At 70.8% G+C, this 20,533-nt stretch carries 18 protein-coding genes and 1 riboswitch; of the genes, 2 read left to right on the top strand and 16 right to left on the bottom strand.

Annotated features, from left to right (window positions below):
• Nucleotides 1-174 precede the first annotated feature (174 nt).
• The 12 genes from ACH5AC_RS25615 to ACH5AC_RS25670 all read right to left on the bottom strand — a co-directional run bounded on the left by ACH5AC_RS25615 (nucleotide 175) and on the right by ACH5AC_RS25670 (nucleotide 12,307).
• Entirely contained in the window at nucleotides 175-1,563 is a 1,389-nt protein-coding gene (locus ACH5AC_RS25615; protein WP_398864504.1) for an NAD(P)/FAD-dependent oxidoreductase, read from the bottom strand.
• 446 nt (nucleotides 1,564-2,009) lie between these two features.
• Nucleotides 2,010-2,951, bottom strand: a complete 942-nt coding sequence (locus ACH5AC_RS25620) for an exopolyphosphatase (RefSeq protein WP_398864505.1) — start codon at nucleotides 2,949-2,951, stop codon at nucleotides 2,010-2,012.
• Nucleotides 2,948-3,487 (bottom strand): DUF501 domain-containing protein, encoded by a 540-nt coding sequence (locus tag ACH5AC_RS25625; protein WP_398864506.1) that lies wholly within the window; start codon nucleotides 3,485-3,487, stop codon nucleotides 2,948-2,950. Before ACH5AC_RS25625 ends, ACH5AC_RS25620 begins: the two co-directional genes overlap by 4 nt.
• A 27-nt stretch (nucleotides 3,488-3,514) precedes the next feature.
• Nucleotides 3,515-3,991: a septum formation initiator family protein gene (locus ACH5AC_RS25630; protein WP_398864507.1), complete on the bottom strand. Its 477-nt coding sequence runs from the start codon at nucleotides 3,989-3,991 to the stop codon at nucleotides 3,515-3,517.
• A gap of 115 nt (nucleotides 3,992-4,106) precedes the next feature.
• A complete protein-coding gene (gene eno / locus ACH5AC_RS25635; RefSeq protein WP_398864508.1) occupies nucleotides 4,107-5,387 on the bottom strand; it encodes a phosphopyruvate hydratase in 1,281 nt (426 codons plus the stop codon).
• Nucleotides 5,388-5,708: 321 nt separating this feature from the next.
• Nucleotides 5,709-6,425, bottom strand: coding sequence for a transglycosylase family protein (locus ACH5AC_RS25640; RefSeq protein ID WP_398864509.1), 717 nt, complete (start codon nucleotides 6,423-6,425; stop codon nucleotides 5,709-5,711).
• 4 nt (nucleotides 6,426-6,429) lie between these two features.
• Nucleotides 6,430-6,576: riboswitch (cyclic di-AMP (ydaO/yuaA leader) on the bottom strand.
• 254 nt (nucleotides 6,577-6,830) lie between these two features.
• On the bottom strand, nucleotides 6,831-7,844 hold the full coding sequence (locus ACH5AC_RS25645; RefSeq protein WP_398864510.1) for a transglycosylase family protein: 1,014 nt from the start codon (nucleotides 7,842-7,844) through the stop codon (nucleotides 6,831-6,833).
• A gap of 193 nt (nucleotides 7,845-8,037) precedes the next feature.
• Nucleotides 8,038-9,303: a cytochrome P450 gene (locus ACH5AC_RS25650; RefSeq protein ID WP_398864511.1), complete on the bottom strand. Its 1,266-nt coding sequence runs from the start codon at nucleotides 9,301-9,303 to the stop codon at nucleotides 8,038-8,040.
• Nucleotides 9,304-9,374: 71 nt separating this feature from the next.
• The gene (locus tag ACH5AC_RS25655; RefSeq protein ID WP_398864512.1) at nucleotides 9,375-10,379 is read right to left on the bottom strand and encodes a nucleoside triphosphate pyrophosphohydrolase; all 1,005 of its coding nucleotides are present in this window, start codon (nucleotides 10,377-10,379) and stop codon (nucleotides 9,375-9,377) included.
• 71 nt (nucleotides 10,380-10,450) lie between these two features.
• Nucleotides 10,451-11,098, bottom strand: coding sequence for a SurA N-terminal domain-containing protein (locus tag ACH5AC_RS25660; protein WP_398864513.1), 648 nt, complete (start codon nucleotides 11,096-11,098; stop codon nucleotides 10,451-10,453).
• Nucleotides 11,099-11,234: 136 nt separating this feature from the next.
• Nucleotides 11,235-11,447 carry a DUF397 domain-containing protein gene (locus ACH5AC_RS25665; RefSeq protein WP_398864514.1) on the bottom strand — a complete coding sequence of 71 codons (213 nt, stop codon included), beginning with the start codon at nucleotides 11,445-11,447 and terminating at the stop codon, nucleotides 11,235-11,237.
• Between the two features lie 8 nt (nucleotides 11,448-11,455).
• Nucleotides 11,456-12,307, bottom strand: coding sequence for a helix-turn-helix domain-containing protein (locus tag ACH5AC_RS25670; RefSeq protein WP_398864515.1), 852 nt, complete (start codon nucleotides 12,305-12,307; stop codon nucleotides 11,456-11,458).
• Between the two features lie 238 nt (nucleotides 12,308-12,545).
• On the opposite strand from ACH5AC_RS25670, the gene ACH5AC_RS25675 reads away from it, so the two are divergent.
• Nucleotides 12,546-12,971, top strand: coding sequence for an ATP-binding protein (locus tag ACH5AC_RS25675; RefSeq protein WP_398864516.1), 426 nt, complete (start codon nucleotides 12,546-12,548; stop codon nucleotides 12,969-12,971).
• A 7-nt stretch (nucleotides 12,972-12,978) separates the two neighbouring features.
• On the opposite strand, the gene ACH5AC_RS25680 is transcribed toward ACH5AC_RS25675, so the two are convergent.
• The 3 genes from ACH5AC_RS25680 to ACH5AC_RS25690 form a co-directional block, all read right to left on the bottom strand.
• The gene (locus ACH5AC_RS25680) at nucleotides 12,979-14,475 is read right to left on the bottom strand and encodes a protein kinase (RefSeq protein WP_398864614.1); all 1,497 of its coding nucleotides are present in this window, start codon (nucleotides 14,473-14,475) and stop codon (nucleotides 12,979-12,981) included.
• A gap of 38 nt (nucleotides 14,476-14,513) precedes the next feature.
• Nucleotides 14,514-15,200, bottom strand: a complete 687-nt coding sequence (locus tag ACH5AC_RS25685) for a hypothetical protein (protein ID WP_398864517.1) — start codon at nucleotides 15,198-15,200, stop codon at nucleotides 14,514-14,516.
• Between the two features lie 199 nt (nucleotides 15,201-15,399).
• On the bottom strand, nucleotides 15,400-16,125 hold the full coding sequence (locus tag ACH5AC_RS25690; protein ID WP_398864518.1) for an HNH endonuclease family protein: 726 nt from the start codon (nucleotides 16,123-16,125) through the stop codon (nucleotides 15,400-15,402).
• 188 nt (nucleotides 16,126-16,313) lie between these two features.
• Here ACH5AC_RS25690 and ACH5AC_RS25695 point away from each other — a divergent pair, with 188 nt between their 5' ends.
• Nucleotides 16,314-16,517 carry an antitoxin gene (locus ACH5AC_RS25695; RefSeq protein WP_398864519.1) on the top strand — a complete coding sequence of 68 codons (204 nt, stop codon included), beginning with the start codon at nucleotides 16,314-16,316 and terminating at the stop codon, nucleotides 16,515-16,517.
• Between the two features lie 202 nt (nucleotides 16,518-16,719).
• Here the strand turns inward: ACH5AC_RS25695 and mfd are convergent, their stop codons facing one another.
• A complete protein-coding gene (gene mfd, locus ACH5AC_RS25700; RefSeq protein ID WP_398864520.1) occupies nucleotides 16,720-20,253 on the bottom strand; it encodes a transcription-repair coupling factor in 3,534 nt (1,177 codons plus the stop codon).
• Between the last annotated feature and the right edge of the window lie 280 nt (nucleotides 20,254-20,533).

Raw genomic sequence — 20,533 nt, forward strand, 5'->3', positions numbered from 1 at the left:
ACAGTCCCGCATGGGGGTTGTGACCGCGCAGAACAACCCTGCCGTACGAGATACCCCCGGCCGTGCACAACACCCCGGCATGCCGAAGGGGCCGCCCGCACCACGGATGGCGGGCGGCCCCTTCGGGACGGAGCGGTGACCGGGGTCAGCGGGCCCCGGTCCAGGCTGCCTGGGTCAGGAAGCCTTGGCCTTCTCCTCGGTCTTCACGGCGGCCGGAGCGGGCGCCGGGGCCGGCTTGGCGGCCTCGTAGAACTCCTCGCGGGGGGTCTCCAGGGCGCCGAGGGAGACGACCTCACGCTTGAGGAACATGCCGAGGGTCCAGTCGGCGAAGACGCGGATCTTGCGGTTCCACGTCGGCATCGCGAGACCGTGGTAGCCACGGTGCATGTACCAGGCGAGACGGCCCTTGAGCTTGATCTTCATCTTGCCCATGACGATCATCGCGACGCCCTTGTGGAGGCCGAGGCCGGCCACGGCGCCCTTGTTGGCGTGGCTGTACTCCTTCTGCGGGAAGCCCCGCATACCGGAGATCACGTTGTCGCCGAGGACCCTGGCCTGACGCAGCGCGTGCTGGGCGTTGGGCGGGCACCAGGCGTTCTCGTTGCCCGCCTTGCGGCCGACGAGGTCCGGGACCTGGGCGTTGTCGCCGGCGGCCCAGATGTAGTCGGTTCCGGAGACCTGGAGGGTCGGCCGGGTGTCGACGTGGCCGCGCGGGCCGAGGGGCAGGCCGTAGCGGGCGAGGACCGGGTTCGGCTTGACGCCGGCGGTCCACACGATGGTGTTGGAGTCGACCTCGAGCCCGTTCTTCAGCACGACGTGGCCGTCGACGCAGGAGTCCATCGAGGTGGAGAGGTAGATCTCCACGCCGCGGCTCTCCAGGTGCTCCTTGCCGTACTGGCCGAGCTTGGGGCCGACCTCGGGGAGGATCTTGTCGGCGGCGTCGACGAGGATGAAGCGCATGTCCTCGCGGGAGACGTTGGTGTAGTACTTGGCCGCGTCGCGGGCCATGTCCTCGACCTCACCGATGGTCTCCGCGCCCGCGAAGCCACCGCCGATGAAGACGAAGGTGAGCGCCTTGCGCCGGATCTCCTCGTCCGTGGTGGAGTCGGCCTTGTCGAGCTGCTCCAGGACGTGGTTGCGCAGGCCGATGGCCTCCTCGATGCCCTTCATGCCGATGCCCTGCTCGGCGAGGCCGGGGATCGGGAAGGTGCGGGAGACCGCGCCGAGCGCGATCACCAGGTAGTCGAAGGGCAGCTCGTACGCCTCGCCCACCAGCGGGGCGATCGTGGCGACCTTGCGGTCCTGGTCGATGGTGGTGACCCGGCCGGTGAGGACCTCCGCCTTCGGCAGCACGCGCCGCAGCGGCACGACGACATGGCGCGGGGAGATGTTGCCGGCGGCGGTTTCGGGGAGGAAGGGCTGGTAGGTCATGTACGACCGGGGGTCGACGACCGTGACGGTCGCCTCTCCGTAGCGCATCTTCTTCAGGATGCGCCGAGCTGCGTACAGGCCTACGTACCCACCGCCTACTACGAGGATCCTGGGACGCTCCGTGGTGCTCATGCCATCGAGTATCCACCCGCCTCAGGGGGGTGGCTCGTGCGCCCCTTCACAAGCTTCGGCAGGGTGTGTGCTATCCTCCGCGGCCCGCGTGATCCAGATCATGGTGCCGACCGGGAACCCGCATGCCTGGCGGGCCGTTGTCAATGCCGCGTGAGCTGCCTCTCCGGGGGTTCTGCACCGCCGTGAGGCGGTCCTGGATCACCCTGACGGCGCCGCCGCGCACCGTCGCTGTCCCCTCGTTTTGAACACGTTCACACAGGCGCCGAGCCCCCGGAAGGGTCAACCGGCCCCGCCTGGTGACCCAGGAGGGCCGATTTCCTTGTGAAGAACTTCACGAACTTTTCCGGCGGAGCGTCGCGGAGCGGCCCCGAAAGCCCCCCCCCGGGGCCGCTCAAACGCTATCTCGCCTGCTCAGCGGAGAGCTACCTGTCAGTAACAAAAGAGAGCTACGCCACGGACCAGGCGATCCCGTCGAGGATGTCGTGCTCGCTCACCACGACCTCCGCCGCGCCGATCCGCTCCATGATCGACAGCAGCACCAGCGCGCCCGCCGCGATCACGTCCACCCGGCCCGGATGCATCGAGCCGATCGCCGCGCGCTCGGCGTGCGTGGAGCGCAGCAGCCACTCGGTGATCTCACGGACCCGCTCGACGGACACCCGGGAGTGGTGGATGGCCGAGGAGTCGTACGCGGGCAGGTTCTGGGCGATCGCGGAGACGGTGGTGACGGACCCCGCCAGCCCCACCAGGGTGCGCGCCTCACGCAGCGGGACGCTCTCCTCGGCGAGGTCGAGGGCGGCGGCGATGTCGGCGCGCATGGCCGCGATCTGCTCGGCGGACGGCGGGTCGGTGACGGCGCCGTCCACGACCAGGTGCCGCTCCGTCATCCGCACACAGCCGACGTCGACGGACCGGGCGGCCCGCACATGGTCGTCCCCGACGACGAACTCCGTCGACCCGCCGCCGATGTCCACCACCAGATACGGCTTGTCCAGATGGTCCCGCCCGGCCAGCTCCCTGGTGGCTCCCGTGAAGGAGAACTCGGCCTCCTGCCCGCCGCTGATCACCTCCGGCTCGACACCCAGGATGTCCAGCACCCCGCGCACGAACTCGTCCCGGTTCTCGGCGTCCCGGGAGGCGGAGGTGGCCACGAAACGCAGCCGCTCGGCCCCGTACTCCTTGATCACCGCGGCGTACTCCCGGCACGCCGCGAACGTCCGTTCCAGTGCCTCGGGCGCAAGCCGGCCCGTGCGGTCGACGCCCTGTCCGAGCCGCACGATCGTCATCCGGCGGTCCAGGTCGACCAGTTCACCCGTCCCGGGGTCCAGGTCCGCGACCAACAGGCGGATCGAGTTCGTACCACAGTCGACGGCGGCGACGCGGGTCACTGGCCCGCCTCCCCGGTCTCCTGAGGAAGCGTCACGCACGACCCCTTGCGCCACCACTGCGGCAGCATCGCCAGCGCCTCGTCGCCGAGCGGGTTCACACCCGGCCCGGCGGCCAGGGAGTGGGCCACGAGGACGTGCAGGCACTTCACCCGGTCCGGCATGCCGCCGGCGCTGGGGAAGCCCTTCAGCTCCTCGATCTCGTCCCGCCGCCGGATGTAGTCCTCGTGCGCGGCCCGGTACGCCGCGGCCAGCTCCGGGTCGGCCGCCAGACGGGCCGTCATCTCCTTCATCACGCCGTTCGCCTCCAGCGTGCCGATGGCGGAGTTCGCCTTGGGGCACGTCAGGTAGTACAGCGTCGGGAAGGGTGTGCCGTCGGGCAGGCGCGGCGCCGTCTCGACGACGTCCGGCTGACCGCAGGGGCACCGGTGCGCGATGGCACGCAGCCCGCGCGGCGGCCGCCCGAGCTGCTGCTCGAAGGCGGCGACATCGGCGTCGGTGGGCTCGGTGCGCTCAGTGGTCGGCGGGGGTGTGTCCATTGCCTGTGGAAGATTCTCTCTGTCGGTTCACTGGTCAGAGGCGTCGGCTTTGTCGACCCCGTCCCAGACGTTCGAGTACCAGGGGCGGTCCGCCGCCCCGAGATCCGCGCGCGCCTGCCGGGCCGCGTCCGGGTCGATCACCACGAACCCGGTCTCCCCGGGCATCACATAGTGCAGCCGCAGCCGGATCTGCTGCTCGGCGTACGCGTCGTCCTGCCAGCGCGCCTTGAGGTCGCGCAGCCGCTCCACCCGGGCCTCGGCCTCCTGCCGCTCCCGCTGCAGGTCGGCGATCTCGGCGCGCTGGGAGACGTACTGCCGCATCGGGTACGCGAGGGCCACGATCAGCGAGCACAGCACCATGGCGAGCAGTGCCGCCCGCCCGGTGAGCCGGGAGCGGCGGGCCTGCCGACGGGTCTGCGAGCGGTAGACACGGGCCGCGGTCTGCTCGCCGAGCAGCCGCAGTCTGGTCGCGGTGGAGAACCGGTCCCGGTCCTTCACGGCCATGTGCCCCGCCTCCCGTTCACACGTGCGTACGTCCCCGCACACGGTACGGGACCGCGTACGGGGACGTACGTACGACGCTTCCTACGAGGGTGTACGAGGGCCTCCTACGAGGCCGTCAGCCCTTGAAGCGCGGGAAGGCGCTGCGGCCTGCGTACACCGCGGCGTCGTCGAGGATCTCCTCGATGCGCAGCAGCTGGTTGTACTTGGCCACGCGCTCGGAGCGGGCCGGGGCGCCGGTCTTGATCTGGCCGCAGTTGGTGGCGACGGCGAGGTCGGCGATGGTCACGTCCTCGGTCTCGCCGGAGCGGTGGGACATCATGCACTTGAAGCCGTTGCGCTGGGCCAGCTCGACGGCGTCCAGGGTCTCGGTGAGGGAGCCGATCTGGTTCACCTTCACCAGCAGGGCGTTGGCGGCGCCCTCCTCGATACCACGGGCCAGGCGCTCCGGGTTGGTGACGAACAGGTCGTCGCCGACGAGCTGGACCTTGTCACCGAGCTTGGCGGTGATGGTCTTCCAGCCCTCCCAGTCGTCCTCGAACAGCGGGTCCTCGATGGAGACCAGCGGGTACGCCTCGACCAGCTCGGCGTAGTACTCCGTCATCTCGGCGGCGGAGCGGTTCTTGCCCTCGAAGACGTACACGCCGTCCTTGTAGAACTCGGACGCGGCGACGTCGAGCGCCAGGGCGATCTGCTCGCCGGGGGTGTAGCCGGCCTCCTGGATGGCCTCCAGGATGAGGTCGAGGGCCTCGCGGTTGGAGCCGAGGTTCGGGGCGAAGCCGCCCTCGTCACCGAGGCCGGTGGCCAGGCCCTTGTTCTTCAGGACCTTCTTCAGGGTGTGGTAGACCTCGGCGCCCCAGCGCAGGGCCTCGGAGAACGACTCCGCGCCGATCGGGGCGATCATGAACTCCTGGATGTCCACGTTGGAGTCGGCGTGCGAGCCGCCGTTCAGGATGTTCATCATCGGCACCGGCAGCAGGTGCGCGTTCGGGCCGCCCAGGTAGCGGAAGAGGGGGAGGTCGCTGGCCTCGGAGGCGGCGTGGGCGACGGCGAGGGAGACGCCGAGGATGGCGTTGGCGCCGAGGGAGCCCTTGTTGTCGGTGGCGTCCAGATCGAACATGGCCTGGTCGATCAGGCGCTGCTCGGTGGCGTCGTAACCGACCAGCTCCGGGCCGATCTGCTCGATGACGGCGAGGACGGCCTTCTCGACACCCTTGCCCAGGTAGCGGCCCGGGTCACCGTCGCGGAGCTCGATGGCCTCGAAGGCGCCGGTGGAGGCGCCGGACGGGACGGCGGCACGACCCGTGCTGCCGTCGTCGAGGCCGACCTCGACCTCGACCGTGGGGTTGCCTCGGGAGTCCAGGATTTCCCGGGCTACGACGACGTCGATGGACGGCACGAGCATCTCCTTCTTGGGATGTGACGCTGGAAGTGCGGGGCCACGTGAGCCTTGCGACTAGAGCCTAACCGTCTCCGGGCCATCGGCCAGCCGACCGACCGTCCCGTGGACAAGGTCTGACGGTACCCATTGTTCCCGCGCGGAACAAAGGGCGGGTGAACAGTGGGCGAGGAAACGGGCGGGGAACCGGGCGGAGAAACAGTCGGGGACACGGGCGGAGAAACAGTCGGGGACACGGGCGGGGAAACGGGCGAGAAAAACCCCGCCCCGGCGCGCACGGGGGAAGAACGCGCCGGGGCGGGGAGCATACGAGCCCGCTTGTCACTTCAGGTGAAGCTGCTGGCCCGGGTAGATGAGGTCGGCGTCCTCGACGACGTCCTTGTTCAGCTCGAACAGCTTCTGCCAGCCGCCCTCGACACCGTGCTTCTCGGCGATACCGCTGAGGGTGTCGCCCTTGACGACCTTGTACTCGCCGTCGCCCTTCTTGACCTTCTTGCCGGTCGGGGTGGTGACCGTCTTCTGGCTCTTCTGGGTCTTCTGGGTCTTCTGCGTCTGCTGGCTCTGGGTGGCCGGGCGCTCGGTGGAGCGGTTGGTGCTCTGCTGCTCGGTGGAGCGGCCGGTGGTGCCGGTGCTCGTGTTCGAGGAGCTGGAGCCGCCGGAGTACGGGGTGCTCGACAGGCCGACGCCGCAGTGCGGCCAGGCGCCCTTGCCCTGACCCGCGAGGACCTTCTCGGCGATCTCTATCTGCTGCGCCTTGGTGGCGAGGTCGGCGCGGGCGGCGTACTGCGTGCCGCCGTACGCGGCCCAGGTGGAGGCGGAGAACTGCAGACCGCCGTAGTAGCCGTTGCCGGTGTTGATGGACCAGTTGCCGCCGGACTCGCACTGGGCGACGGCGTCCCACTCGGCCGCTGTGGCGGCGGAGGCGCTGCCGGATGCCATCAGCGGGGCGGCGACGGCGGCGGCGGTGACGCCGGCGACGGCGACTGCGCGGCTGGCCTTGGACGGACGACGGTGCTTGCCCTTGCCGGAGAACAGCATGGATCGATCCCCTCACCGACGCCTGCGAGGTGAGCTGTCGGGTTCGGGCCGGTTGAGTTGCCCGGCCACTCCCCCCTGCTGGGAGGTGTGGCTTCACCCCTAGCCGGATCCGGCGGTGAGGTCTCCCCGATCTCTCGGGCGAGATCCCTCAACTGCCGGGACCGGCACTTACCTTGGGTCCCCCGCTCCTGCCGACGGCGCTGGACGCGACGACTGTTCCCGGGCTGCCACTGGCAGGATTCGGCGTTGCGGCGGCCGGGGCTCGGATTGCCGAGCGGTCATGACCGTAGACACGCGATCCGCCGAATTTCAAAGACGATCAGGGCTTCTGAGACTCATCCCACACTTTCGCCAAACCGGACATTCCGGAGTGAAGTGGGGCGTGAACTCCCGCGCGTTTTCGCCCTATTCGCTACCGACGGACAGGGTCTGACCGGGGACGATATGGCTCGGGTCGGGGCCGATGACATCCTTGTTGCCGTCATAGAGGCCGCGCCATCCGCCGGTGACGTCAAGGGAGTCGGCGATGGAGGCGAGGGTGTCGCCGTCGCGGACGACATACGCGTCGCTCGCGGACTCCCCGGACCCCGCCGACTCCTCGGCGGGGGCGCCACGGTGGCGGCCGGTGCCGAGCGCACCGGTGTCGACGAGGCTCCAGGAACCCACACTCTGCCCCGAGTTGTCCGACTTCTCCCCATCGGCGGTGACCGTAGGTGAGCCGTCGGCCGCCTGAGCGCCCTCCACTCCAGGGTCGGCGGGGGCGGACGTATCGGACTTTGCGGAGCTGTCAGTCGTACCGGAAGAAGGGGTCGAAGGCGACGAGTCGGTGGACGTCTCGGCGGACGCACCGGTGGACGGGCCGACGGACGGAGACGTGGACACAGCGGAGGAACCGGAGGAACTGGAGGAACCGGACGAGTCGGACGGGCTGGAGGAACCAGAGGAGCTCGATGTCCCGCCGGTCGAACTCTTGGAGGAGTCCGAGAGGCCGGTGCCGGTCAGGGCGCCCTGAGGGAGGCCGGTGTCCACGGCGACCGTGCCGTTCGCCTTGGTGAGCCCGGCGGTCAGCCCGCAGGTGCCCCAGGCGCCGACCCCCTTCTCGGCGAGCAGCTTCTGGGCGACGGCTATCTGCTGCTTGCGGCTGGCCTGGTCGGCACTGGGCGCGTAGTCGAGACCGCCGTACGCCTCCCAGTCGTCCTGGGTGAGGCTCAGGCCGCCGTACTCGCCGTTGCCCTCGTCGGCGCTCCAGGAACCACCGGTCTCGCACTCCGCCACCTTGTCCCAGACCGTGCCGTCGGCCGCGCTCGCGCCGGACGCGCCCAGCAGCGGGATGGCGATGGCGGACCCGGTCACTCCGGCCGCGACGAGGAGCGCCGGGGCCTGGCGGGGGCGACGGTGACGACCGTTCCCGGAGAGCATGCGGGGGCCTTTCTCGAGACAGTGGTGACCGGCGCGGCGGATGCGCTGCTTACCCAACCGCGTTGACGAGTGAACGTATAGGCAGACGATCACTTGTCACAAGTTCATGCCGCGCAGATCACGTGAAGATCACAGAGGTGAGGGTGCGTCATGTTTGCCACGGTGAAGGCACCGCCGAGGCAGTGACTGTCATTCACATCTGAGGCGGTGTGAAGCTGACCGGCAGTGTGCGCAGTCCGCGCATGATGAGCCCGCCGCGCCACCGCAGCTCGGCCGGGTCGGCGTCCAGGCGCAGGTCCGGCAGGCGGGTGAGGAGGGTGGCCAGGGCGGTCTGGCCCTCCAGCCGGGCGAGCGGGGCGCCGAGGCAGTAGTGGATGCCGTGGCCGTAGCCCAGGTGCTGGTTGTCGCGGCGGGAGAGGTCGAGCGTGTCGGGGTCGGTGAAGCGGTCCGGGTCACGGTCGGCGGCGGCCAGCACGACGAGGACCGGGTCGCCGGGCGCGATGTCCTGACCGCCGATGCTGAGCGGCTGCGTGGCGAACCGCCAGGTGGCGAGCTCGACGGGCCCGTCGAAGCGCAGCAGTTCCTCCACACCTGTCTCCAGGAGGGCCGTCTCCTTGTGCGCCAGGGAGGTCTGGAGGCGGGCCCGCTGCTCGGGGTGGGTGAGCAGGGCGTAGGTGCCGTTGCCGATGAGGTTGACGGTCGTCTCGAAGCCGGCGAACAGGAGGATGAACGCCATCGCGGCGGCCTCGTTCTCGGTGAGGTGCTCACCGTGGTCGGAGGCGCGGATGAGCCCGGAGATCAGGTCCTCGCCGGGCGCCGGCTCCACGGGCAGGGCGGCGCGCTTGCGGTGGATCAGCTCCGACAGATAGCCGCGCATCATCTTCACCGACCGCGCGACCCCGCCGCGCGGGCCCCCGCCGTGCCGGATCATCATGCCGGCCCAGTCCCGGAAGTCGTCCTGGTCCTCGCGGGGCACGCCCAGCAGGTCGCAGATGGCGTAGATCGGCAGCGGGAAGGCGAACTCGTGGATCAGGTCGGCATGCCCCCTCTCGGCGAACCGATCGATCAACTGGTCGGTGAGCTCCTGGACCCGGGGCGCGAACTCGGCGACCCGGCGCGGCGTGAACGCCTTGCTCACCAGCCGACGCAGCCGGGTGTGGTCCGGCGGGTCGATGTTGAGCAGATGCGTCATCAGCTCGGCCTTGCGCTCACCGGGGATACCCGTCTTGCCCTTCGCATGCGCGGGCTCGTCATGGTGCGCGGGATTCTTGGAGAGCCGTTGGTCCGCGAGCGCCTGCCGGGCATCGGCGTACCGGGTGACCAGCCATGCCTCCACCCCGCTCGGCAGGGTGGTCCGACGCACGGGCGCGTGCTCCCGCAGCCAGGCGTAGGCGGGGTAGGGGTCTGCCGCGAACTCCCAGGTGAAGAGTTCAGGTCCGCGAGGCTCGTCGTACTGCATACCCCGACCCTACGCAGCAACCGGACTGCCCCCCTGCCTTCGCTCCCATCCCTCGGTGAGCATGGCCCGGACTAGTTCTGCTTCTCCTTCTCGATCGTCCGTATCGCGTCGCGGTAGGCGCGGGCCGCTGCTCGCAGGGCCGCCTCCGGGTCGATGCCCTCGGCCTCCGCTCGGGCCGCGAGGGCCAGGAGTTCGTAGCCGATGCCGGGGCCTGTGCCGTCGGGCTTCGGCAGGGGTACGTCCAGGCCGGCCGTGCGGACGCGGGAGGCCAGCTTGGCGGCGAGGGCCAGGCCCGGCTGCTGGAGCGGGATGCCCTCGGTCACCGAATCGCGCCGCTTCTCGACGGCCTTGGTGCGCAGCCAGTGTTCCTTGACCTCCTCCGGGGTGGTGGCTGTCGCGTCGCCGAAGACATGCGGGTGGCGGTGAATCAGCTTGTCGACGATGGTGCCCGCCACGTCGTCGATGGAGAACGGCGTCTCCTCGTCCTCCTCCGCTATACGGGCGTGGAAGACCACCTGGAGCAGGACGTCGCCCAGCTCCTCACGCAGCTCGTCGCGGTCCCCGTCCTCAATCGCCTCGACCAGTTCGTACGACTCCTCGACCGCGTACTTCGCGAGGCCCTGGTGAGTCTGGCGGGACGACCACGGGCACTCGGCGCGGATGCGGTCCATGACCTGGACGAGGTCGAGGAGGCGGGCGCCGGGGAGGTCGTAGGAGGCGGGGAGCAGCTCCAGCTCGGGCATGGCCACCCGGCCGGAGCCGGCCAGTCGGGCCAGGCCGTCGGTGAGGGCCGGCTCGCCCTCGCCGGTCGCGACGACCACGACCGTGTGCCCGCCGGCGCACCGGGCCACCAGGTCCTCGGCGGTCGGGGACCCCTCCTCCACCCGTATGCCCGCCTCACGCAGATAGGGCAGCTGCGGGTGCGCGCCATCGGCGCACAGCACACCGTCCGCCGTGCGCAGCGCCTGCCAGGCGGGCCAGGACAGCAGGCCGGGGGCGACGCGGTGGCTGGTGGTGAGCAGGACGACTCGGCCGGTGGCGGAGTGGGGGTCGGGGGGTGCGGTCACATCGTTCACACCTCGAACGTAACCCACGGCCGCCGACGAGCCCCTGGGTTATCCACAGGCCCGGCGGCGCGGTCGTATTCTCACGCCGGCTGCTGGTCGCCCGCCGCCGTGACCTCCCGCACCCACGGCGTCGTCGCGTCGACCCGGCCGACCTTCTGCACGTCCCAGCTGCCATAGCGGGGGTTGAGGTCGACGCCGAGTTCCTGCGACGCCTTGGACAGTGCGTTCCAGAAGGCGGGCTGATTGGTGTCGGTGCCGAGCGCCTGGGCGAGCTTCTGGGCCTGGAGCTGGAGGCGGAGGTTCTCGTCGAGGCGCTGCGGCGGCACGCCGTACTGCTGCAGCCAAGCCATCTCCAGGCCCTCCGCGCCGCCCGCCTGCTGCTCCAGGCCGGCCCGCATCTCCTGGACCTCCTTGCGGCTGACGGTGACGCCCGCGTCCTCCGCGGCGCGCTGCAGCACCTGGTCGAGGACCATGCCGTGCAGGGTGTCCCGGGTGAGCCTCCCGGTCTGGGCGACGGCCTGCGCGTACTGGGCGTCGTCCGTGACCGCCGCGCGCTGGGCCTCGCGGACCTCGTTCACCCGGCTCTCCAGCTGCGAGATCGTGATCCGCTCGTCACCGACGACGGCCGCCGCGCCCGGACGCGCGTCGCTTCCGCAGGCGGTGAGAAGGGGTCCGGCCGCGACAATCGCGGCGGACATCAGGAGCGCGGTGCGGCGACGGCGGTGCAAGGGAACCTCCCGAGGAGATTGTGCGGCGGTGCACAAAGTCTTGCGGTGATCGATGGTAGGCAGTGGTGCGCGTGTGGCCAACCCCATTCGACCAACGATTCTCCGCCGCTTCGGGCATCGCCGCGCCCCGCCAGGCTCAGCCGAGCGAGGCCGCCCCGTGACGCGGTCCGCCCTTGAGCGCTTCGAGGAAGGGGGCGAAGGCGTCGGCCGGGAAGGTGAGGGTGGCTCGGGCGGGGGCCTTGGAATCGCGGACGGCTATATGGGAGCGGCGGTACGCGATCTCGACGCAGTTGTTGCCGTCACCCTCGCCGGAGTAGGACGACTTCCGCCAGGTGTCAGGGGTAATCACTGGGAGCCTCACAGATCTTTGGCCAGCTTGTAGATGAAGTCACGCGAGCGGTCGGGGGTGAGTGACGCTTCCTCTACCTTACGAAGGCGTGTTCGATACGCGCTGAGCTGCGCCTCAGAATCGACAAAAACTGAGCCATGGGGCGCATCGCGCACGACTGTGTCCAGCTTGGCCACCGGGCCACCGATGTACAGCATGGTCGCTGAGGCCCTGGCGAAGCCCTCCAGTGCAAGGGGGATGACCCGCACGGTGATGTGAGCGGCGTCGGAAAGCTCAAGAAGCCGAGCGAGTTGCCCCCTTGACGTGGCGCGGTCGCCGACCTGGATGCGGAGCGCCGCCTCATGGATCACCACGTCATAGGGGATGGACGGGGGCTTCTCGATGAGTGAGCTACGCGTCATCCGGTGACGGATCCGCAACTCAAGCTCTTTCTCGGCAAGTTCCGGAATCCGGGCCGAGAATACCGCGCGCGCGTATGCCTCCGTCTGCAGCAGGCCAGGCACGAACAGGATGGCCACCTCGCGCCGGAACGAGCCGTGATGGTCCAGCTCGGACAGGTCCAGGAACGACGTGGGCAGCAAGCCCCGGTACTCCTCCCACCAACCGCGCGTCCGGTCCGTGGCCATCACGACCAGGGCGTTGATGAACTCCTCATCCGTGCAGGCGTAGTGGGACGCGAGGCGGCGAAGCCGTTCCTCGCTCACACCCGCCAGCCCGGACTCGATGTGGCTGATCTGCACGCGCCCCGTCCCGAGCAGCGCCGCCGCGTCCCGGGCAGTGAGCCCAGCAGCCTCGCGAAGTCTGCGCAACTCGACCCCCAGGCGAACCTGCCGTGCCGTTGGTTCGCGCCTCAGGACCATCGATTGCTCCTCGGTTCAACATGCCCGCGGGTGTGACTCGTTCGGTGGTGAGATTACGCGACCAGCTTGCCCCGTATGACATGTTAGCCCTACCGTCGGTGATGCGACGCACACGCTGCGGAAACGTCGGGACCCCGGAAGCGCACCGCCCCGTCCTGCCATGACGGGCGCGGCAATGACACCGCCCGCTCCCCTCCGCAGCTCTCCGAACCCCCACCGCAAGAACCGGAGTTGACGCATGCCCAGAAGCGCGTTCACCGAGACCCCCGACTCCTGGGAGTACTCCCTCCACATCCCCAACGACCTGCGTGCCGTCCCCGTCTGCCGCCGGATGATCCGGATGGTGCTCACGGTGCACGGCCTCATCCACCTGGCCGACGACGCCGAGCTCCTCGGCACCGAGCTGGTCTCCAACGCCGTGCGCCACACGAAGGGGCCCGCGGCGCTGAGGGTGCGCTGGCGGGACGGGGTCCTGCGGGTCGGCGCGTGGGACGCGGACCCGGAACCGCCGGACTTTCCGGGCGAGTGCGCGGAGTCGACCGGTGAGGAGGATGGACGGGGGCTGATGCTCGTACGGGCCTGTGCCCAGGTCTGGGGCTGGCAGCCGCTCTCCCGGTTCGGCAACCGGGGCAAGTACGTCTGGTGCGAACTGGCCGCCGGGTAGGGGCCGGTCAGCCGCGCACCTGGCCCAGCCACTGCAAGGTCCTGCGAACCTCCGCCGCCAGCGGGTGCCCGGGGCCGCGCAGGCGCTCCACGTCGTGCAGGAGGCGGATCAGCGTGTCGTGGGCGGCCGCGCGGTCGCCGAGCGCGAGGAGCAACTGGCCGATGCGCCGGCGCACGTCGTACGCGAGCTCGGGGTCGCCGGACACGTACTGGTTCTCGTAGTACGGCAGCAGCGCGCGGTACTCGGCGAGCGCGGCCGCCGGTTCGCCGAGCTGCTCCAGGCACTGGGCGATGTCGTAGCGGAAGCGCAGGGACTGCGGGTCGGCCTGGCCGGCCTCGGCGGCGCGTTCGTCGGCGAGCCGGCGCAGTTCGGGCAGCGCGCGCCGGTACTGGCCGTCGTCCATGAGGGTCGCCGCGTACTGCTTGCGCAGGGTGCGTACGACCGGGGAGTGCTGGCCGTGCTGTTCGGCGGCGGCCGGGAGGATCGCGCTGAGGATGTCCACGGCCTGGGTGATGCGCCCCGCGCCGAGGAGCCGCTTGACCTCGTCGACGGCGTCGGCGACGTCCGGTTTGCCGGTCCGGCCGCCGGGCACGGGCGTGGCGGAGGTGGGCTGGGGCGCGGGGGTGAGCGCGCGGTCCGGCCAGGGGGCGTGCGGGCGCAGGAAGGGGCGCGTGGGGTCGAGGGGCGCCCCGGTGGGGGTCCCGCGCGCGGGCAGGAGCAGCGCCAGGTCCTCGTACACCTCCTGCGCGGAGGCGGGGCGGTGCTGCGGATCCTTCGCGAGCAGGCGCAGCACCAGGCTCTCCAGCGCCTCCGGCACCTCAGGGCGGATCCGGCGCACGGCCACCGGGGGCTCGTACAGGTGCCGGTGCAGCACGCCGAGCGCCGTGGAGCCGGCGAACGGCACGTCGCCGCTGAGCAGTTCGTGCATCAGCACGCCGAGCGCGTACAGGTCGGTGTACGGGCCGACCGCGCCGCCCATCGCCTGCTCGGGCGCCATGTAGGCGGGCGAGCCGATGGGCGAGCCGGTGTGGGTGAGGCGCGTGGTGTCGCTGTCCATGACGGACGCGACGCCGAGGTCGAGGACGGTGACCGTGCCGTCCTGCTTCACCATCACGTTGCGCGGCTTGAGGTCGCGGTGGACGATCGGCACGGCGTGCACGGCGCTCAGCACGGCGCACAGTTGCGCGGCGACCGCGACCGTCCACGGCCACGGGTAGGGGTCGTGCTCGGCGAGATGGCCGGAGAGGTCCACGCCGTCGACGTGCTGCATGACGAGGAACAGCTCGTCGCCCTCGCTGCCCGCGTCGTGCACCGTGACCAGGCCGGGGTGGTCGACCTGGGCGGTCACCCGGCACTCGCGCAGGAAGCGGCGGCGCAGCTCGTCGGCCTCCGCGCCGGCCACCTTGTCCGGGCGCAGCAGCTTCACCGCCACGCGCCGGTCGAGCCGGCGGTCGTACGCCGTCCAGACCTGCCCCATGCCGCCCTGGCCGATGAGTGCGGCCAGTTCGTACCGGCCGGCGATGACGCGTCCCTGCGCCACGGTCACCTACCGCTCTCGGGGTCGCCGCCGTCCTGGCGCCCCTCCTGCTTGCGCAGGAAGTCGCTCAGCTCGTCGAGTTCGGCGCGCACCTGGTCGATCCGGGCGGGCGCGGGCCGCTGGGGCGGCGGGACGGGGCCCGGGACCGGCGGCGAGGTATGGGCGAGCGGCGGCCCGGGGACGGGCGTGTGCGGGCCGGGCGGTATGGGGTGCGTCCCGGGGCCCAGCGTGGTCTGGTACGGCGACACCGGCGGCGTCGGCTGCATCGGCTGGGCGGGCTGCGTCGGCTGCATCGCCTGCGGGTAGCCGTAGGGCGGCTGGACGGTGGTGGTCGCGTGCGGCGGGGCGTAACCGGTGATGAGCTGCCGCCGCTGCCCGCCGAGCTGGATGTCGACGGTCAGGAAGTAGGCGGCGCTCGCGGCGCCCAGGATGAGGACCACCGCCACGGCCACATCGCCCCGCGCGTCGCTCTCCGGCACCGAGCCGGCCACCGCCAGCCCGATGACGGACAGCGGCAGGCTCACCCAGGCCGCCGTCCAGTCGTACCACCGGCCCCGCAGGTGGGCGACCCTGAACAGCGGCACGCACGCGAGCAGACCGCAGGAGAGGAAACCGGCGGCGGCGAACAGCACGCGCAGGGTGATGACGGTTCCCGTGCTGCGGGAGGGCGGCGCCGCGCCGTGGCCGTACATGACTGCTCCTGGACCGGGGTGTGTGGATTGTGTGTGGCGGGTCGAGCGTATAGGCCGACACGGACAACGGGTCCCGAGTTGTACCGAACCGTTGTCGCACTGATCACTTTCCGCGCGTCCGGTGGGGCGCCTGGCCCGGCCGGCGGCCGGGTGGGCGGCGACGGCGGCATGTTCGCGGTCGGCACGGACGTCGCCCCGGTCACCCCGCGCGGAAGCGCTCCGGCGCCTTCGTCGGGTTGCCTCCCGTGGGGAGTTTCTGGTCGGGGCAGCCGGACAGGACCTTCTCCATCGCGGCCTTCTCCGCGGCCGTCACCCACAGGCCGTACTTCTTCTTCACGGCGACCTGCGCGGCGACGTACGGACAGCGGTACGCCTTGTTGGGCGGGAGCCAGGTCGCCGTGTCGCCGTCGCCCTTGGAGCGGTTGGTGCTCGCGTCCACGGCGAGCAGGTTGAGCGGGTCGTTGGCGAGGGCGATGCGTTTGCTGTCGTCCCAGTACTTGGCGCCCTTCTGCCAGGCGTCCGAGAGGGCGACGACATGGTCGATGTCGACCTGGCTGCGGCCGCGCCGGTAGGTGACGTCCTTGCCGGAGTAGGGGTCCGACTCCAGTACGCCGTACGACACTTTGCAGGTGCCGCCGGTGAACTTCACATCCGTCAGGTCGCGTTTGAGTATGTCGTCGCGGGTGCCGCAGCCGTTGGAGTCCGTGTCGGCCCACGGGCTGCCGAACTGGGCGCGGTCGTAACCCGTCTTCGGAGCCCGGCCCTTCACGGGCAGCGCCTGCGCGGCCGCGAGCGCCGCTCCCCCGTCGGCCGGGGTGCGGCCGGGCCCCGCCGGACCGGAATCGGTGGTGCCGTCCGTGCATCCCGCCGTCACGGCGCATATCAGCGCCACGGTGACCGTCGCCCCGCCCCTCAGCCGCCTCACTCGTACCCTCCCCTTGCCCGCCGGTGCCCGGCGCCTCTTGCCGGTCTTCCCCCGGCGGATGCGCGTACACCGTAACGAGGGGGCGCACGGTGGCTGCCGGGAGGTCCAGACCACCACCTCCCTCAAGTGGGCATTCCGCTCAACTCCGGCATATCGTCGATGGTGAGTCACTCCGGAAGGAGCTCTGGATGGGCATCTTCGACAGGTTCAGGCATCAGGCGCGGGGCAAGGGCAAGGACACGTCCGACGCCGTTGAACAGAAGATCAACGAGAGGACGGGCGGCACGTACGAGAGCCAGGTCGACCAGGCGCAGCAGAGGGCCGAGGGCTCACTCGGCATGGACCGCGACGCCGATCGCGGCCGCGACCGCGGCCGACCCGAGCAACCGTAGGACCGCCGCAGACGGGGCCGGACGGATGGCCGGACAGATCCTCACGGAGCACCGCACAGACCGTCGCGAAGATCAGTGATACAGAAGCCGCCCACGGCTCTCGCCGTGGGCGGCTTCACGCATCCGCCATGGGCGGCTTCCCGCGGTCCTACGAACCCAACACCGGCTACGAAACCAGCGCGGGCTACGAACCCAGCGCGGGCTACGAACCCAGCACCGACGCCAGGAACTCCCCGACCCAGCCGAGCAACTCCCGCCCGACCAGCGGCTTTCCGCCCACCTTCGCGGTCTTCGGGCGCGGTACGAGCACCTGGTGCACGGCCGGCTTGATGACCGTCCCGGGGTACAGGCGCTTCAGGCGCAGCTCCTGCGACTCCCGCAACTCCACCGGCGCGAAGCGGATGTTGGTGCCCTGCAGCACGATCTCGCCGACGCCACACGCGCGTGCCAGCATCCGCAGGCCCGCCACCAGGAGGAGGTTCTCCACCGGTTCCGGCAGCTTGCCGTAACGGTCGGTGAGTTCCTCCCGTACGGCCTTGATGTCCTCCTCGGTGTTGGCGGAGGCGATCGAGCGGTACGCCTGGAGGCGCAGGCGCTCGCCGGGCGCGTAGTCGTGCGGGACGTGCGCGTCGACGGGCAGCTCGATCTTGACCTCGAGCGGCGGCTCCTCCTGGATCTCGCCGGTCTCCAGCTGCCGCCGGTAGTCGGCGACCGCCTCGCCGACCATGCGCACGTACAGGTCGAAGCCGACGCCCGCGATGTGGCCGGACTGCTCGCCGCCGAGGAGGTTGCCGGCTCCCCGGATCTCCAGGTCCTTCATCGCCACGTACATGCCCGCGCCCATCTCCGTGTGCTGGGCGATGGTCGCGAGCCGCTCGTGCGCGGTCTCCGTGAGCGGCTTCTCCGGCGGGTACAGGAAGTACGCGTACCCGCGCTCACGCCCGCGTCCGACACGGCCGCGCAACTGGTGCAGCTGGGACAGGCCGAAGGTGTCGCCGCGCTCCACGATCAGCGTGTTCGCGTTGGAGATGTCGATGCCTGACTCGACGATCGTCGTCGAGACGAGGACGTCGAACTTCTTCTCCCAGAAGTCGACGACGACCTGCTCCAGCGCCGCCTCCGACATCTGGCCGTGCGCGGTCGCGATCCGCGCCTCGGGGACGAACTCCCGGAGCCTGGCCGCCGCGCGGTCGATCGACTCGACCCGGTTGTGGATGTAGAAGACCTGGCCCTCCCGCAGCAGCTCGCGGCGGATGGCCGCGCCGATCTGCTTCTCCTCGTAGGGGCCGACGAAGGTGAGCACCGGGTGGCGCTCCTCGGGCGGGGTGGTGATCGTCGACATCTCGCGGATGCCGGTCACCGCCATCTCCAGGGTCCTGGGGATCGGAGTCGCGGACATCGTCAGGACGTCGACGTTGGCACGCAGCTTCTTCAGCTGCTCCTTGTGCTCGACGCCGAAGCGCTGCTCCTCGTCGACGATGACCAGGCCGAGGTCCTTGAACCTGGTCTCGGAGGAGAACAGGCGGTGGGTGCCGATGACGACGTCCACCGAGCCCTCCCTCAGCCCCTCCAGTACGGCCTTGGCCTCGGTGTCGGTCTGGAAGCGGGACAGCGCCTTCACGCTCACCGGGAACTGGGAGTAGCGCTCGGAGAACGTGCCGAAGTGCTGCTGCACCAGCAGTGTCGTCGGCACCAGGACGGCGACCTGCTTGCCGTCCTGTACGGCCTTGAAGGCGGCACGTACGGCGATCTCCGTCTTGCCGTAGCCGACGTCGCCGCAGATCAGCCGGTCCATCGGGACCGACTTCTCCATGTCGTCCTTGACCTCGGCGATGGTGGTCAGCTGGTCGGGGGTCTCCGCGTACGGGAACGCGTCCTCCAGCTCACGCTGCCAGGGCGTGTCCGTGCCGAAGGCGTGGCCGGGGGCCGCCATGCGCGCGCTGTACAGCTTGATCAGGTCGGCCGCGATCTCCTTGACGGCCTTCTTCGCGCGCGCCTTGGTCTTCGTCCAGTCCGCTCCGCCCAGGCGGTGCAGGGTGGGCGCCTCGCCGCCGACGTACTTGGTGATCTGCTCCAGCTGGTCGGTGGGGATGTACAGGCGGTCGCCGGGCTGGCCGCGCTTGGCGGGGGCGTACTCCACGACCAGGTACTCGCGGGTGGCGCCCTGCACGGTGCGCTGCACCATCTCGATGTAGCGGCCGACGCCGTGCTGCTCGTGGACGATGTAGTCGCCCGCCTCCAGGGTGAGCGGGTCGATGGTCTTGCGGCGGCGGGCCGGCATCCGCGCGCCGTCACGGCCGGCCGCCTTCTGGCCGGTGAGGTCGGTCTCGGTGAGGACGGCGAGCCTGAGCGCCGGGTCGACGAAACCATGATCGATCGAACCGCACGCCACGTGCACGACCGAGGGACTGACCTCCGCCAGGTCCGCGTCCAGGCGGGCCGCGATCCCCTCCCCGCCGAGCACCTCGACCGTGCGGGCCGCCGGGCCGTGCCCCTCGGTCACGAACACCGCGCGCCAGCCGTCGGCCAGCCAGCCCTTGGTGTCGGCGAGCGCACGCGCGGTGTCCCCGCGATACGCCTCGGGCGCGTGCATCCCGAGCTTCAGCGTGTCCGCGTCCAGCTCCTCGTCGGCGGCGAACGGCGACACCGACCACCACATCATGTCCCGCTCACGCGCGCGGTCCCGCACGTCGGCGATGGACCACAGGGAGGCCGCGCCGACGTCGATGGGCGCCTCGCCGCCGCCGGCGGTGGCCGCCCAGGACGCCTGCAGGAACTCCTGGGACGTCGCCACGAGATCGGCCGCACGCGTACGCACCCGCTCCGGATCGCACACCACGGCCATCGCGCCCTTGGGCAGCACGTCGAGCAGCAGCTCCATGTCGTCGACGAGAACCGGCGCCAGGGACTCCATGCCCTCCACCGCGATCCCCTCGGCGATCTTGCCGAGCAGCTCGCCCAGCTCCGGGTGGTCCTCGGCGAGGGCACGCGCACGCGTGCGTACGTCGTCGGTCAGGAGCAGCTCACGGCAGGGCGGGGCCCACAGACCGTGCTCGGCGACCTCCAGGGAGCGCTGGTCGGCCACCTTGAAGTAGCGGATCTCCTCGACGTCGTCGCCCCAGAACTCGACGCGCAGGGGGTGCTCCTCCGTGGGCGGGAACACGTCCAGGATGCCGCCGCGCACAGCGAACTCGCCGCGCTTCTCCACGAGCTCCACGCGCGCGTACGCCGCGGCCGCGAGGGCTTCCACGACCTCGTTCAAATCGGCGGTCCAGCCCGTCTTCAGGGCGACCGGTTCCAGCTCCCCCAGCCCCTTGACCTGCGGCTGCAGCACCGAGCGCACCGGTGCCACGACCACCGAGACCGGGCCCGTCTCCGGGTCGTCCGCGCTCGGGTGGGCCAGCCGCCGCAGCACGGCCAGCCGACGGCCCACGGTGTCGCTGCGCGGGCTGAGCCGCTCGTGCGGCAGCGTCTCCCACGCGGGATACTCCGCGACGCCGTCCGGGGGCAGCAGCGAGCGCAGGGCGGCGGCCAGATCCTCCGCCTCGCGCCCCGTCGCGGTCACCGCCAGGACCGGCCGCGCCGACTCACGCGCCAGCGCCGCGATCGCGAAGGGGCGCGCCGCCGGCGGGCCGACCAGGTCGACATGCATGCGGTTGCCGTCTGCGGCCGCCTTGATCGCTTCCGCGAGGGCGGCATCCTTGACGACGGCGTCGAGCAGACCGTGCAGGCTCATGGAGCGGCTTTCTCCAGGGTTGGGCAACACGAAGGGCCCGACGCGGGTCCCGCCGGGGGTGTCCAGCGTACGACTTGGCCGCGCTTCGCGGCGGGGGCTGTGGATAACCCAGGGGCTGTGGACAACCCAGTGCTGATCCTTGCCGAGAGCCGAGAGCAGCGGCTGCCAGCACAACGCGGCTTCTGACATCGCTCGCAGCGCGTCAGCCGTGCGCGGGACAGCCCGCCGTGCGGAAGCACAACCGAACCCGGCGCCGCCGAGTCCCCCAAGACTCGTCGGC

Origin of the sequence: Streptomyces sp. NPDC018693 (assembly GCF_044391385.1) — a bacterium.
Taxonomy (GTDB): Bacteria; Actinomycetota; Actinomycetes; order Streptomycetales; family Streptomycetaceae; genus Streptomyces.

Excerpts from the sequence above, each read along its gene's own strand:
- ACH5AC_RS25685 (WP_398864517.1), bottom strand. The coding sequence starts at position 15,200 with ATGTACGGCCACGGCGCGGCGCCGCCCTCCCGCAGCACGGGAACCGTC.
- mfd (WP_398864520.1), bottom strand. The coding sequence starts at position 20,253 with ATGAGCCTGCACGGTCTGCTCGACGCCGTCGTCAAGGATGCCGCCCTC.
- ACH5AC_RS25630 (WP_398864507.1), bottom strand. The coding sequence starts at position 3,991 with ATGGCCGTGAAGGACCGGGACCGGTTCTCCACCGCGACCAGACTGCGG.
- ACH5AC_RS25675 (WP_398864516.1), top strand. The coding sequence starts at position 12,546 with ATGCCCAGAAGCGCGTTCACCGAGACCCCCGACTCCTGGGAGTACTCC.
- ACH5AC_RS25625 (WP_398864506.1), bottom strand. The coding sequence starts at position 3,487 with ATGGACACACCCCCGCCGACCACTGAGCGCACCGAGCCCACCGACGCC.
- ACH5AC_RS25695 (WP_398864519.1), top strand. The coding sequence starts at position 16,314 with ATGGGCATCTTCGACAGGTTCAGGCATCAGGCGCGGGGCAAGGGCAAG.
- ACH5AC_RS25640 (WP_398864509.1), bottom strand. The coding sequence starts at position 6,425 with ATGCTGTTCTCCGGCAAGGGCAAGCACCGTCGTCCGTCCAAGGCCAGC.
- ACH5AC_RS25615 (WP_398864504.1), bottom strand. The coding sequence starts at position 1,563 with ATGAGCACCACGGAGCGTCCCAGGATCCTCGTAGTAGGCGGTGGGTAC.
- ACH5AC_RS25645 (WP_398864510.1), bottom strand. The coding sequence starts at position 7,844 with ATGCTCTCCGGGAACGGTCGTCACCGTCGCCCCCGCCAGGCCCCGGCG.
- ACH5AC_RS25650 (WP_398864511.1), bottom strand. The coding sequence starts at position 9,303 with ATGCAGTACGACGAGCCTCGCGGACCTGAACTCTTCACCTGGGAGTTC.
- ACH5AC_RS25670 (WP_398864515.1), bottom strand. The coding sequence starts at position 12,307 with ATGGTCCTGAGGCGCGAACCAACGGCACGGCAGGTTCGCCTGGGGGTC.